16 protein-coding genes are annotated in these 14,318 nt (G+C 43.8%); 5 read left to right on the top strand and 11 right to left on the bottom strand.

Going from position 1 to position 14,318, the window contains the following annotated elements; all coding sequences use genetic code 11:
* Positions 1-3: 3 nt before the first annotated feature.
* From F3741_02055 to F3741_02005, 11 genes are all read right to left on the bottom strand, one after another.
* Positions 4-687 carry a glycosyltransferase gene (locus tag F3741_02055; protein ID MZG29579.1) on the bottom strand — a complete coding sequence of 228 codons (684 nt, stop codon included), beginning with the start codon at positions 685-687 and terminating at the stop codon, positions 4-6.
* Between the two features lie 9 nt (positions 688-696).
* On the bottom strand, positions 697-1,488 hold the full coding sequence (locus tag F3741_02050) for a tryptophan synthase subunit alpha (GenBank protein ID MZG29578.1): 792 nt from the start codon (positions 1,486-1,488) through the stop codon (positions 697-699).
* Positions 1,485-2,684: a tryptophan synthase subunit beta gene (trpB, locus tag F3741_02045; protein ID MZG29577.1), complete on the bottom strand. Its 1,200-nt coding sequence runs from the start codon at positions 2,682-2,684 to the stop codon at positions 1,485-1,487. The genes F3741_02050 and trpB overlap by 4 nt, the downstream gene beginning before the upstream one ends.
* A complete protein-coding gene (locus F3741_02040; protein MZG29576.1) occupies positions 2,681-3,313 on the bottom strand; it encodes a phosphoribosylanthranilate isomerase in 633 nt (210 codons plus the stop codon). Before F3741_02040 ends, trpB begins: the two co-directional genes overlap by 4 nt.
* A complete protein-coding gene (gene trpC / locus F3741_02035) occupies positions 3,288-4,097 on the bottom strand; it encodes an indole-3-glycerol phosphate synthase TrpC (protein MZG29575.1) in 810 nt (269 codons plus the stop codon). Before trpC ends, F3741_02040 begins: the two co-directional genes overlap by 26 nt.
* A gap of 1 nt (position 4,098) precedes the next feature.
* Entirely contained in the window at positions 4,099-5,112 is a 1,014-nt protein-coding gene (trpD, locus tag F3741_02030) for an anthranilate phosphoribosyltransferase (protein ID MZG29574.1), read from the bottom strand.
* A complete protein-coding gene (locus F3741_02025; protein MZG29573.1) occupies positions 5,109-5,681 on the bottom strand; it encodes an aminodeoxychorismate/anthranilate synthase component II in 573 nt (190 codons plus the stop codon). The genes trpD and F3741_02025 overlap by 4 nt, the downstream gene beginning before the upstream one ends.
* A complete protein-coding gene (gene trpE / locus F3741_02020; protein ID MZG29572.1) occupies positions 5,678-7,171 on the bottom strand; it encodes an anthranilate synthase component I in 1,494 nt (497 codons plus the stop codon). The genes F3741_02025 and trpE overlap by 4 nt, the downstream gene beginning before the upstream one ends.
* 198 nt (positions 7,172-7,369) lie before the next feature.
* Positions 7,370-8,203 carry a hypothetical protein gene (locus tag F3741_02015; protein MZG29571.1) on the bottom strand — a complete coding sequence of 278 codons (834 nt, stop codon included), beginning with the start codon at positions 8,201-8,203 and terminating at the stop codon, positions 7,370-7,372.
* A gap of 46 nt (positions 8,204-8,249) precedes the next feature.
* Positions 8,250-9,086: a hypothetical protein gene (locus F3741_02010; protein ID MZG29570.1), complete on the bottom strand. Its 837-nt coding sequence runs from the start codon at positions 9,084-9,086 to the stop codon at positions 8,250-8,252.
* Between the two features lie 75 nt (positions 9,087-9,161).
* On the bottom strand, positions 9,162-10,070 hold the full coding sequence (locus F3741_02005) for a hypothetical protein (GenBank protein ID MZG29569.1): 909 nt from the start codon (positions 10,068-10,070) through the stop codon (positions 9,162-9,164).
* A 343-nt stretch (positions 10,071-10,413) separates the two neighbouring features.
* Here F3741_02005 and F3741_02000 point away from each other — a divergent pair, with 343 nt between their 5' ends.
* The 5 genes from F3741_02000 to F3741_01980 form a co-directional block, all read left to right on the top strand.
* The gene (locus F3741_02000) at positions 10,414-11,406 is read left to right on the top strand and encodes a MoxR family ATPase (GenBank protein ID MZG29568.1); all 993 of its coding nucleotides are present in this window, start codon (positions 10,414-10,416) and stop codon (positions 11,404-11,406) included.
* Between the two features lie 2 nt (positions 11,407-11,408).
* Positions 11,409-12,356: a DUF58 domain-containing protein gene (locus F3741_01995; protein MZG29567.1), complete on the top strand. Its 948-nt coding sequence runs from the start codon at positions 11,409-11,411 to the stop codon at positions 12,354-12,356.
* Positions 12,356-12,817, top strand: a complete 462-nt coding sequence (locus tag F3741_01990) for a hypothetical protein (protein ID MZG29566.1) — start codon at positions 12,356-12,358, stop codon at positions 12,815-12,817. Before F3741_01995 ends, F3741_01990 begins: the two co-directional genes overlap by 1 nt.
* On the top strand, positions 12,814-13,797 hold the full coding sequence (locus F3741_01985; GenBank protein MZG29565.1) for a protein BatD: 984 nt from the start codon (positions 12,814-12,816) through the stop codon (positions 13,795-13,797). The genes F3741_01990 and F3741_01985 overlap by 4 nt, the downstream gene beginning before the upstream one ends.
* A partial coding sequence (locus F3741_01980) for a VWA domain-containing protein (protein MZG29564.1) occupies positions 13,794-14,318 on the top strand: 525 nt, incomplete at its 3' end. The genes F3741_01985 and F3741_01980, both read left to right, overlap by 4 nt.

Here is a 14,318-nt window from a genome sequence, read left to right as displayed (position 1 = left end):
AAGTCAGGTTAACAAATACTTGAAGATGGTGTAAATAATTTTTATTCCAGCCTTGATCGTCCCTGAAAATGTTCCTGTGATCTTGGAGACTCCTATTCTATCTCTATATTTCACAGGAACTTCCATAATACGCAGCCCAGCTTTAACGCCCTTTATCTGCATTTCCACAGTCCACCCGAAATTGGTGTCCTTCATGGCAATGGACTTCAACGAATCATAGCGAATAGCACGAAACGGCCCCAGATCTGTATACCGGTGTCGAAAAAACATGCGAATTAAAAAGACCGCAAGCTGATTGCCATATCTTGACTGCGGTAATAATGCCTGACGGCTTTCAGGCAGAACCATTCTACTGCCAAGAACAAAATCCATCACTCCAGTTTCTATAGGCTCTATCAACTTTACAATTTCTTCAGGATAGTCACTAAAGTCTCCATCAAGAAAAACCACAATATCAGGATTGTCCAGTTCAGAAATTCCTTTCAGGCAGGCAGAACCATAACCCCTTCTTTTCTCCGTAACCACCCGTGCACCTTTTTCTCTGGCAAACCGGGCAGTATCATCGGTCGAATTATTATCAACAACAATGGTTTCGTGGATCAAGTCTTTTGGCAGAGCATCAAGAACCAAACCTATTGACTGTTCTTCATTGAATGCAGGAATAACAACAGATATGCGGGAAGGCATGGAGCCAATTCAAGAGTTGAGGGCTGTTCTAATACTGGACACAAATTCCGCGATGCTTTTATTTCTTTCTTCAGAGTCAGAGTGTGACTCAATCAATTTAACAATGGCACTGCCAATGATCACTCCATCAGAGTATTGCGCGGCTTCTTTCGCTTGTTCTGGTCCGGAAATACCAAACCCAACCAACACCGGCAATCCCACCTGTTTCTTAATAGAAGTCACTTTCTCTTCGAGGTTTTTAGCAAGTGATTTTTTAGTTCCTGTTGTTCCTGTAAGAGAAACGTAGTAAATAAAACCGCTGCTCGCGTCATCAACCATTTTAATCCGATCCTGGGTACTTGTAGGCGCCAGGAGAAAAATCATGTCCAGTTTTTTTTCATCGGCAAACCCTAAAAACTCTTTGGCCTCTTCAGGAGGCAGGTCAGGGAGGATCACTCCATCCACGCCGGCACTGACAGCATCGGTCACGAACTTTTCTTGACCATAAACCAAGATGGGATTGAAACTGCTCATTAAAACAATCGGTAATTGTGACTGGCTCCTGATGTCTTTGACCAGTTCCAGGATTTTCACTAAAGTTGTTCCATTCTTAAGTGAACGGTGTGCCGAAGCCTGAATAACTGGTCCGTCAGCAAGCGGATCTGAAAACGGGACACCCAGTTCAATGATATCGGCACCGCTTTTCTCGACTACAGAAAAAATATCTTTTGATGACGACAAGTCTGGATCCCCGGCAGTAAAAAAAGCCACCAGAGCTTTATCGCCATTCAAACTTTTGAAACGTTTTTCAATACGACTCACAAGGAAACTCCCATCATCTCCGCAACCTGGTTCACATCTTTATCACCCCGGCCAGATAAACAAACCAGAATGACTTCATCTTTTTTCATATCAGGAGCCATCTGCATAACCTGGGCAATAGCATGCGCAGACTCCAGAGCCGGAATGATGCCTTCCAGTTGAGAAAGAAGTTTAAAACCTTCCATTGCCTCTTCATCACTGATCGGTACATAGTTCGCCCTGCCTGTTGCCCTTAGGTGGCTGTGCTCGCACCCGACTCCGGGGTAATCCAGTCCCGCCGATACAGAATGCGCCTCAGTCACCTGCCCGTCATCATCATGTAAAAGATAACTCATCATCCCATGCAGAACACCTGGTGAACCTTTGGTGAGAGAGGCACCGTGTTTGTCTGTATCAATACCATGTCCCGCGGCTTCTACACCAACAAGCCGGACATTTTCATTATCAAGAAAAGGATAAAACAAACCCATAGAGTTGCTGCCTCCACCTACACAGGCAACACAAACATCGGGCAACCGACCTTCCATTTCCATGATTTGGTTTATGGACTCTTCGCCAATCACTTTCTGGAAGTCCCTGACTATCATAGGATAAGGGTGTGGACCGACAACGGAACCAATAATATAGTGGGTGCTCTCTACGGTGGTGATCCAGTTCCTTATAGCTTCGCTTGTGGCATCCTTAAGGGTACGGGTTCCACCGGTCACAGGGGTGACTTTAGCTCCCAAAAGTCTCATGCGGAAAACATTGAGAGTTTGCCTTCTCATATCTTCTTCCCCCATGAACACCTCACATTCCAGCCCGAACAAGGAAGCAGCAGTTGCTGTTGCCACGCCATGTTGACCTGCTCCGGTTTCAGCAATCACCTTCTTTTTACCCATTCGTTTTGTCAACAACGCACTGCCTATGGTGTTATTGATTTTATGGGCACCGGTATGAGTCAGGTCTTCACGTTTCAGGTAAATTCTGGCACCACCGAGGTGCTCTGTGAGACGTTGGGCAAAATAAAGTGAGGTAGGACGACCAACATAATGCCTCAAGTAATAGCCCATATCTTTTTTAAACTGCGGATCGCCTTTAGCTTCCCCATAAACCTGCTCCAGTTCTTTCAGAGCCGGCATCAGGGTTTCAATGACATACTTGCCCCCAAATTTTCCGAAGTGCCCGCTTGAATCGGGCAATTTATGCGGCTTCATAATTTACTCCCTGATCTAATATTTGCCATAAACGAACGAACCTTTTCAGGGTCTTTAATTCCTGGTGATTTTTCCACTCCCGAACACACATCCACACCGTAAGGCCGTACCCTGTTTAAAGCCTGGCGAACATTTCCAGGCGTCAATCCACCTGCCAAAATAACGGGTCCAATTTTTTTTGCAGGGAGCGCAAGGTTCCAGTCAAAAGTTTTTCCTGTTCCACCGTGGGTATTTTCTGAAAAAGTATCCAGCAGGAAACCACTAACCGGGTATTTCTCCAGCTGCTTGATTGATTGCAAATTTTCAACACGACAGGCTTTGATCACACGCCTGCGAATTTTTCGACAAAACGCAGGAGACTCATCGCCATGCAGCTGCACCATGTCAAGCCCGCAGTAATCAGCAATTTTATTTACTCGATCGGATGTTTCATTGACAAAAACACCAACCGTATCGACCAATGGCGGAAGTTTTGAAATAATCTCCTTAACACCTTTCATCGTAACCGACCGTGGGCTTTTTTTGTAGAAAATAAAACCGACCGCATCGGCCCCTTGTTCGACAGCATACACAGCATCCTTCAACTGAGTCATACCGCAAATTTTAACCTTCACTTGTTGATTTGCCATTGCCTAATAGTTCCATCAGCTTTTCAGGAATATTTGGTGCGGTCATCAAGCTTTCGCCGATCAAAAATGCATGCGCCCCTATTTTTTCAAACTCCTCAATTTCTACCCTGCCATGAATTCCACTCTCACAGACAAGTGTATGCCCCGACTCTTGCAATGCCATTGGTATCAAACGCCGGGAAATATCCAAATCGGTTTTTCCATTGGTCAAGTCTCGATTATTTATCCCGATTAAATTCGCCCTGGCCTCAAAGGCTTTCTCCATATCATATTCATTATGCGTTTCCACTAATGCGGGTAGGCCCAATTCCCTACCGAGGCTGATAAGGTCATTCAATTGATTTTGTTCAAGCCAGGTAGCAATCAGCAAAAACAGATCCGCTCCGTATGCCCGTGACTCATAAACCTGATACTCGTCACAAATAAAATCTTTACGCAGCAAGGGGATCGGAGCAACGGGCCTCACCTCTTCAAGAATTCCAATGTGACTGCCAAAGTAATTACTTTCAGTCAGGATGGAAAGGGTGGCCGCACCATTTTTAAAATAGTCCCTGCCAATTTCAATCGCATTAAAGTTTTCCCGCAACTCTCCTTTAAATGGAGTGCGCCGCTTGATCTCCGCGATAATCCTGGAACTTTCACCTTCGTTCAACGCTTTAAAAACATCACGAACAGGTGCCTGGTCTCCCATTCTTTGTTTTAGATGTGCGAGTGGCGACTTGCATTTCGTGCCTGGCAGTTCCTTCTTCTTATCCGCAAATATTTTATCTAGTATATTCGACATTTTAAGAGCAAGTGATCCGGCATAAATCCTTAAGTTTGTCTCGCGCTTTTCCGGATTCGATAGAATCAACAGCGCATTGGATACCCGATTCCAGAGTGTCTGCCTTCCCAGCCACATAAATGGCCGCGGCAGAATTCAGCAAAACGATGTCCCTATGCGGACCTTTATCTCCACTCAGAATATTCCTGATCATTTCAGCATTTTCCTCAGGCGCTCCCCCTTTGAGGTCATCAGGACTACAAGTTCTAAAACCTAGTTTTACAGGATCCAGACTATAACTTAAAACTTTTCCATTTTTCAATTCTGCCACATGACTTATACCGGTCAGAGTGATCTCATCTAAACCATCCGAGCCATGTACCACCAAGGCGTGCCTGCTGCCCAGGTTACACAGCACCTCAGCCAGCGGCTGAATCAAATTAACATCAAAGACACCCAGCACCTGTGCATGGGCATTCGCTGGATTTGTCAAAGGACCTAAAACGTTAAAGATCGTACGAAATCCAAGTTCTTTTCTAACAGGGGCAGCATGCTTCATGGCTTTATGCAGCAAGGGAGCAAACAAAAACCCTATACCAACCTCTTCTACACAACGCTCTACCGTTGACAAACCGGCATCAATATTCACCCCAAGGCATTTTAAAACATCCGCACTGCCAGACCTGCTGGATACAGCCCGGTTACCATGCTTGGCCACATTAACTCCCGCACCTGCCGTCACCAAAGCGCTGGCGGTTGAAATATTAAAGGTGTCAGCACCATCACCACCGGTTCCACACGTATCGATGAGAGGAGTTGCCTTAATATCAAGTTTCTCAGCCTTAGCCCTCATCACACGTGCCGCGCCAACAATTTCAGCAACGACTTCACCCTTCAAATGCAATGCAGTTAAGAAAGCAGCGAGTTGAGCATCAGTGACCTCCCCTTCCATGATACAGGTCATGGCAGAAACCATTTCACTCTCTTCAAGGTCATTGCCCGCAACAACTTTATGGAGCGTTGCAAGGAAACTCATGGGTTGTTTCCTTTAATAAAGTTACCCAACAATTCTTTGCCGCATTCTGTCAAAATGGATTCAGGGTGAAATTGCACACCTTCTATTGCAAGATCTTTATGACGGATACCCATTATTTCATTATCATCGCTCTCCGCAGAAACCTCAAAGCAGTCCGGGAGACTCTCCCTTTTCAAAACCAGCGAGTGATACCGGGTAGCCTCAAAAGGATTGGGTAAATTTTTAAACAGGGTTTTTCCATCATGCCTAATCATTGAAGTTTTGCCATGCATCAGACGACCGGCTTTTATGATTTCACCTCCAAATGCTACTCCAACCGACTGGTGACCGAGACAGACGCCAAGAATAGGAATTTTTCCCGCAAAATGCTTGATCACCTCAACCGAAATTCCCGCCTTGGTAGGTGTACATGGGCCGGGCGAAACAACGATCTTCTCCGGATTTAACGCCTCAATTTCCTTGAGACTGATTTTGTCATTCCGGTCCACACGAATTTCAGCACCCAACTCGCCCATGTATTGCACAAGGTTGTATGTAAACGAGTCATAATTGTCGATCATCAAAATCATGCCAGCCACCCCTTTTCTGCCATTTCGATCGCTTTCAACAAAGCCCGCCCCTTGTTCATGGTTTCTTCAAACTCATTTTCAGGAACCGAATCTGCCACAACTCCGGCGCCAACACCTAGATAAGCATTTTTGTCTTTAACAAGCAAAGTGCGTATAGCTATGGCTGTATCCATATTGCCATTAAAACTGATGTAGCCTACCGCACCACCATAAAGTCCACGTCGGGTTGGCTCCAACTCATCAATAATTTCCATGGCCCTTATTTTGGGAGCACCGGAAAGAGTTCCAGCCGGGAATGATGCTTTCAGGACATCAAAACAATCTAATCCTTTTTTCAAAATTCCTTTCACGTTGGAAACAATATGCATAACATGAGAATAACGCTCAATGGTAAACCGCTCATTGACTTCAACAGTACTGATTTCTGATACCCGACCCAGGTCATTTCTTCCCAGATCCACCAGCATGATGTGCTCAGCCAGTTCTTTCTCATCCTTTAACAGATCCTGTTCAAGTGCCCGGTCTTCTTCCTCATTCTGCCCACGCTTTCTTGTCCCTGCTATGGGTCTTACTTCCACCTTCTTATCCTCCAGCCGCACCAGAACTTCAGGAGAGGAACCGACTACCTGAAGATCTCCAAACTTAAGATAATACATATAAGGAGAAGGATTGATCGTTCTCAGCGCTCTATAAATATCGAAAGGATCACATTTTATGAAAAACTTCAATCGCTGGGAAAGCACCACTTGAATCGCATCCCCCTCCAGTATGTACTCTTTAATTCTGGACACCGCCTGCTTGAATTTTTCCTCCTCAATATTGGAACCAAAGCTTAAGGATGATTCTGAATTCTCCACCGAATCGGTATTTGCTTCTATTGCCAGAGGTGCTTTAAGCTTTTCTTCCAGAGACGTTATTTTTTTAATTGTGTTTTTGTAAACAGACTCAAGGTCATCACCCTCTATAAAAGCGTTGGATACAATTTTAATGGTCTGCGAAACATTATCGAACACAAGCATGGTATCCGTGATGACAAATTGCGAATCTGGCACATCAAGATCATCCAGTGTTTCCTCAGGCAGGTCCTCAAAGAAACGAACCATGTCGTAACTGATGAAGCCCACCGCACCCCCTGAAAAACGCGGCAACCCTGCTTCAGGTACTGGTTGATAACGCGACAGCACTTCTTTTACCGCAGAAAGTGGACTTCCCGATTCAATCTCTCTTTGTTCACTTTTACCATTTTCCATCAAAGTCATAGTGCGACCTTTGGTACTGACTACGACTGAAGGATCGCAACCGAGAAAGCAATAACGAGCCCACTTCTCACCGCCTTCAACACTTTCCAATAGAAAAGAATATTCCCCTCCACTGATTTTCAAATAAGCGGAAACAGGAGTGTCGAGATCAGCCAGAATTTCCTTATAAACAGGAACCAGGTTTCCCAGTTTAGCTTTCTGTTTAAATTCTTCCAATGAGGGCTTGAACATATTAACGATCTACTCTTCCAGCAAAATAAAATCACCCAATACTAAAAAAGCACAGGAGACCTGTGCTGTTGCAATCCACCAAAAATAAGGCCAGAAAAATATATTAGGCCGCCTTTAATATCAAGTATTTAGAACAAAGACCTTAACATCCGGCTAAAGCAGGTGTCAAGCAGTTTAGGTGGGGGATGGGTGGTGCCATCAACCTTCTACAGCTTTCCAGTCTTCACCATTCCAGTGCAGGATCAACCCATTATCTCCAACTGCATAAATATTTTCATCACTGCTGCCCCAGATAGCGGTGAGGTATTCCCTGGTGTTTGATTCGATCCGGGTCCATTCATTATCATCCAGATAAAGAATCATGCCTTCATCACCTACTGCAAACACCATTTCCCGGGACGGACCCCATACATCCAGAAAAAATTCCATTGTCTGGGAGGGCATTTCCGTGAACTCAACTCCGTTGAATTTGAAAATAGCACCTTCAGATCCGACTATATAAACCTCATCGGGACCAAAACCGTAAATACCGTAAAATTCGGCCCCTGAGTTGAAAGTCATGCGGATCCATTTTTCTCCATCCTGTTTGAGTACCAGTCCGTCATAACCAACGGCCAGCATGCCACTCTCTTTGCACCCCCACAACCTGGTTATATCCGTATCGGTTCCTGTCTGAGTATAGTTCCAGGTACTGCCATCATAACGAAGAATTTTTCCCAGCCTGGAGCAGGCATAAATTTCATCCGATGCGAGCCCAAAAATTCCGGTCATAGGCGGCAGTTTTTCCGTTTCCTCATCAGGAGTCCATGACTTGCCATCAAAATGAAGAATTCTCCCATCGGTCACTACGGCATAAACATTATCAGGGGCACTCCCCCAGATATCTTTAAAAGTCCACCGTCCACCCGTTTCCATCGGAGACCATTGACTGCCGTCATAATGCAACATGGTGCCATCTGCACCACCGACAAAAATATCATTCTCACTGAATCCGAAAACAGATAACAGATGATTTGAAGTCAATCCAGACATAATTGATCCTCAAAGCTACGCAAGTTTTCTATATATATTTCAATAATCATAGCGACATGTCACTCCACTCGTTGCCATCAAATTTAATAACTGTTCCGTTTTCGCCGGCCACATAAACCTTATCCGGCCCAAGTCCTTTGACTTTGGTGAGATATTCATCTTTTATTGATTCAATGGGAGACCACTTTTTACCATCGTAGTGAAGCATGATGGCATTGTCACCCACCACATAAATGTCTTCTTCAGAAGCACCCCAGATACTCAGCAGGTATTCTTCTGTCCCGGATTCCATGGGTTTCCATTCAGCCCCATCGTAATGCAGGATCGTACCGTGAGATCCACAGATATAAGCATTGTCCTTTCTGCTTCCCCATATCCCAAATAGAGAAATTTGCTCATCCGTCAATTCTTCACAACGTTTAAACTCTTTGCCATTATAAAAGCGGTAAATTCCTTCACCCCCGACCGTATGTATATTCTCGATATCAACTCCCCACATGCCGAACAAATCATGAATCGTGTTGGGCTCCCGATAATCCCATTTTTCACCGTTCCAATAGAGCATTCGACCGCCAACACCGTACAGGAAAACATTGTTTTCATCAAAACCATATGCGGAGTTGAGAGAATCATAACTGCCTGTGTCCACCTGTTTCCATTCCTTACCATTATACAAAAGGACAATACCTCCAATACCCACAGCATAAATGCATTGTTCATGGGGCCCCCAAATACCCATAAGCGGATTAGTATTATCCGTTCTAACAGGTAACCACTCATGCCCGTCCCAGTGTTGAGGAATGCCATCCTTTCCCACAACATATATACTGTCCTCGCGGAAAGGCATGATATCCAGCAGGTCCGGTTTTTCACCTATAAACATAAAGAGTCAGCCTTTAAAAGAAAAAGGGTCCCCGACCCAATACCGGGAACCCCTAACCGTCAAACCTTTGCCAAATCACTCCTCAGCTTTGGCTTTATAAAAGTACACATCTTTTAACTTGGGAAAATTCTTATTATCCGTAAACATTGCCTGAACCCCTTCACCAACATCATTGTGGATCAGTACGAGAGTTTCCAGGTTTGGCAGTTTAGTCGATTGCGCTATAGCCCTCGCTCCCATGTCGCCTAACTCCGCTTCATACAAATCTATCAAAGTCAGATTTCGTAAAGTATCAGAGTTTGCGATCGCCTCCGCTCCCCGCCAGCCAATGGGGTTAAAAGTCAAAGTCAATTGAGTGAGATTGCTCAAAGTATCAGAAGCCGCCAGGGCTTCGACCCCCTCTCCCTCAATGAAGTTCCAGTTCAAATTCAATTCTGTCAGGTTGCTAAGGTTTTTAGAATTAGCTATCGCGATTGCCCCTTCATTGCCAATATCATTTCTATAAAGAGACAGCTGAGTAAGATGAGTAAGAGTTTTAGAAGCAGCGATTGCTTCCACACCCTCATCGCCCACCTTGTCACCCAGCCAAAGCGAAACCAGGCTTCCCAGGATTGGCGAATCTGCCACTGCTTTAGCACCCTCTACACCAATTTCATTATCACTCAATATCAGTTCAGAAAGGTTTAGCATGTTTTTGGACTGTGCTAATGCCTTAACGCCTTCATCCGTTGACTTGTTTTTGAACAAATTCAGCGCAGTCAAAAATTTCATTTTTTCGCTATTAGCTATAGCCTTTACACCTTCATCACCGATCTCGTTAAACTCTAGAAACAGGGCGGTGATCCCTTTAATTCGGTCAGACTCCAGAATTTTCAACAAATCCTCATCGTCCAGTTCTTTTTCCCTCAGATCAAGCTCACTTTTTTCATCATTGAGCCCCTGATCAATGAGACTATCAATATCTTTGACTTCTTTTTCAGCCATCCTCAAGCGCTCCACATAAAACGATATTTTCGGAAATTAAGAGTAGAGGGTATTTTAAGGCAGTATCCAAACTTGTAAAGCCTAAAATCCTACTTTTCCGCATGATTAGCCCGATTTCGCCTCATTTTTTCATTTATAAAAGGTATAAAGTTCTTTGATTAACATATAGCAGGTACTTAATTCTGTCCGGGAAAATAAACTTCCACGGTTGCACCTGCTCAATATGAAATTAAAAAAATTTAATTTCATTATTCAGTAAATTGAACTATATTTTTTAGGTTTAGAAATTGAACAATCTGCGTTTATTCCCCGTAACAACCACTTGACCCAAAGGTTTCTTTAAATGACACAAAAGATCGATGAAATAACAGAACATGTCAATCAGGCCAGTGCATTTATTCCATCCCTTCTGCATGAACTGGAACAAATTATGGTCGGGCAAAAATATCTGACCGAGCGCTTGATACTGGGCCTGCTGACCGGAGAGCATATTCTAGTTGAGGGTGTTCCAGGTCTGGCTAAAACGACTGCGGTAAAGACCCTCGCACAATCCATCAAAGCAGACTTCAAACGCATTCAGTTTACACCAGACCTTTTACCCGCAGATTTATTAGGAACCCAAATCTATCAACCAAAAACCGGAGAGTTTGATATTAAAAAAGGACCGCTTTTTGCAAACATCATTCTTGCCGATGAAATTAACCGGGCACCTGCTAAAGTTCAAAGTGCTCTTCTTGAAGCTATGCAAGAAAGGCAAATCACGATTGCCAGCAAAACCTTCAAGCTTGAAGAACCTTTTATGGTGATAGCGACCCAGAATCCCATCGAGCAGGAGGGCACCTACCCCCTACCCGAAGCCCAGGTAGATCGTTTCATGTTAAAACTTCATATCGATTACCCCAGCCGTGAAGAAGAAAAACTTATCATGCAAAGAATGTCTACCTCTGATGCCCAATACCAGGTCAAACAGGTTGTATCGCCTGAAGAAATTATGAAAGCCCGGAAAGTCTTTGATGAAATCTATATCGATGAAAACCTTCAGGATTACATCATCAACCTTGTACAGGCAACACGGGATCCTGAAGGCAACCAGTTATCTTCTCTTAAAGGAATGATACAATTTGGAGCATCCCCACGGGCTTCCATATTTCTACATCGTGCCGCAAAAGCTTATGCATTTTTGCAGCGCCGCGGCTATGTGGTTCCGCATGACATTAAAAGCATAGGTTTAGATGTATTGAGACACCGAATCATACTTTCCTATGAAGCCGAAGCTGAGAATGTTACGGCAGATGATATTATTAAAAAAATCTTCGACACACTTGAAGTTCCTTAAAAATGTTTAAGACACTCACAGAACCGTTTCGGGATTGGTTCCGGGAACCTGCTCCCACACCTGATGAAGATAAAAACCTTTCACCTGAGTTGCTCCACCGTATTAAAGCCATACAGGTAAAAACCAATTATCTAGTCAACGACATCATGGCAGGTGAATATGTTTCTGCCTTTAAGGGTCGAGGAATGGAATTCAGTGAAGTGCGCGAGTACCAGCCTGGTGATGATGTCCGATTGATCGACTGGAATGTAACCGCTAGAATGAATCAACCCTTTATTAAAGAATTCAAGGAAGAACGTGAACTGACCCTCATGCTTCTGGTTGATGTCAGTTCTTCCGGAGGTTTCGGCAGCCACGACAAACTCAAAAACGAAGTTTCCGCCGAGATCGCTTCAATTCTTGCCTTCGCTGCTATCAAGAATAACGACAAGATAGGATTGATCGTGTTCTCAGATAAAATCGAACACACCATACCACCCAAGAAAGGGAAAGCTCATATCTGGAACATCATTCGCACTATTTTGAATTTCAAACCAGAAGGCAAAGGGACAAATATTTCTCTCCCATTAGAGTATCTATTAAATATTCAAAAGCGAAAAGCCACAGCATTTTTGATATCTGATTTTCAGGATGATGGCTATGAGGATGCATTAAAGCTGGCTAAACAAAAACATGATTTGATTGCTATCAGCATTTCAGATCCAAGAGAGGAAAAACTGCCTGATGTGGGCTTGATTCGGCTCGAAGACCCTGAGTCTGGAGATATTCTTTTAGTGGACACTCATGATAAAGAAATGACTCAAAAATATTCCCAGCTGTTTCAGGAAAAAAAAGTTAAACGAAAAAAATTCTTTCAATCTATAGATATTGACACCATCGAAATTCAAACGAACCATTCTTTAACGGACCCTATCATCCGTTATTTTAAAATGAGGGAAAAGAAACATTAATGGCAAACGAGTCCCCTGACATAATTCCAACCGAAGGTGTCAGCAAAAAACTGAAAGTCTTTGTCCTGATTCTGACAGCAGTCACACTTGCGGCATTTGTAGCCCTGTTTACCAAGCTCATCGCAAAATCCTCTATCCCTAAAAAAACTGAAATCGAGGGTCCTGTTTCCAGCCTGGATTTGATAGCCGAATATCATGCAGTTGGCACACGCCTTACAAACGCAGGATTAGCAGAGCAAGCTATCGACCAATTTATAAAAGTGTGGGAGTTACAAAAAGTACAAAGTAATGATAGAGCAAAGGCCGCACAAACTGTAGGCGAACTATACGCAAAACTTGGAAACTGCGAGGAAGCTCTGCTCTGGTTTTTTCGCGCGGAAGTTTCAGATTCAACCCTGCCAATACAACCCATGATCGACTCATGTCTTGCAAAAATCAGGAGCACCCACCCCGGACAATGAAAACTGTAACATTCATAAAAAAGTTTTCGATAGCGATTATTTTACTTCTCACCATATTGGTTGCCGCAAATTCGTCTATAGCAGAAGATAACCCAAACCCTGTTTCCGTCAGCAATCAAGTTACTCCCGACACATTCACAATTGGAGATATCGCCACTTATGAAATAACCGTTCAACATGATCCAGATATTAAGCCTTCGCCGCCAGACATAGAACCACCAAAAGGCCTGGAGTTAATTGAACAGGGAGAATATGAACCAAACAAAACAAATGGGCAAACTATCAATAAATACTGGTATAAATTTCGTGTTGACGACACAGGAAAACTAACCATACCTTCTATCCAGGTTAATTTTATTGCTCCAGATCAAAAACAACCCGAAAACCAGATTCAAGGAACCATTTTGGCACCAGAAGTAGAACTTGAAGTTCAGTCACTTCTTGATATGCCAGGAACTCAAGATGGAATTCGCGATATCAAACCCCTTGAAGAATATCCCCTGCCGTGGTTGAGTTATTTTTGGCAGGCCTTAGCAGTAATTGCCGTTTCAGGACTGTTATATTTTTTATGGAAACGGTGGAAGTCCAGACCCATGCCTTTGAATATTCCCGCACCCGATCCTGAATTGACACCAGAACAATTAGCATTCAAGGAACTTGAGGCGCTTAAAAAAAAGGAGTGGCTTCAAATTGGCCGTACCCAGGAGTACTTTTTTGAATTATCTGAAATCTTTCGTCGTTACCTGGAAAACCGGTATCGGTTCCCCGCTCAGGAGTGGACAACAGAAGAAATTACCGCACACTTCAAACATCTCAACAGTCTCAGCGACAACCTGAAACTAAAAGCCAGAAATATCTTGAAGCATACAGACCGTGTCAAGTTTGCCAGAGAAGTGCAGACAGAAGATGAAATGCCGTCCATCATCAACTTTATTGACGAAGCACAACCTTCATCTCACCAAGCCGAAAGCCAGTCATGACTTTTTTTCAATTCCAAAATCCATGGTTGTTGCTTTTATTGCTGGCGATTCCCCTGCTTGCCATTCATATGAGCAAGGATTATTTTGCTACAGTGCATTTTCCTTCCGTTACAGCCCTGAAAGCAATACGTCCCTCCAGGGTAGATTTGTATTCAGGTGTTCCCTTCATTCTCCGTTTGCTTGCCCTTACCTTTCTGATTATTGCTCTTTCCAGACCGCAGGAGGGACATAAAAGCACAGAAATTCTTTCAGTCGGAGTCGATATCATGCTGGCTCTGGACACATCTGGAAGTATGCGGGCATTGGATTTTGAAGAAGAAGGGAAAAAAATCACCCGTCTTAAAATTGTTAAGGGAGTGGTTTCCGACTTTATAGAAAATCGCCCAAATGATCGAATAGGCATGGTGGTTTTCGGCGAGCATGCCTACACACAATGCCCACTGACACTGGACCAGGGTATCCTGCAATCATTTTTGAGCAAATTGGAGATCGGAATGGCCGGTGACTCAACCGCTATTGGG

The sequence above is a fragment of the Nitrospinota bacterium genome, from assembly GCA_009873635.1.
GTDB lineage: Bacteria > Nitrospinota > Nitrospinia > Nitrospinales > VA-1 > LS-NOB.
Note: the sequence above shows the minus strand (reverse complement) of the source record. Positions and strands in the feature narration are given on the sequence as shown.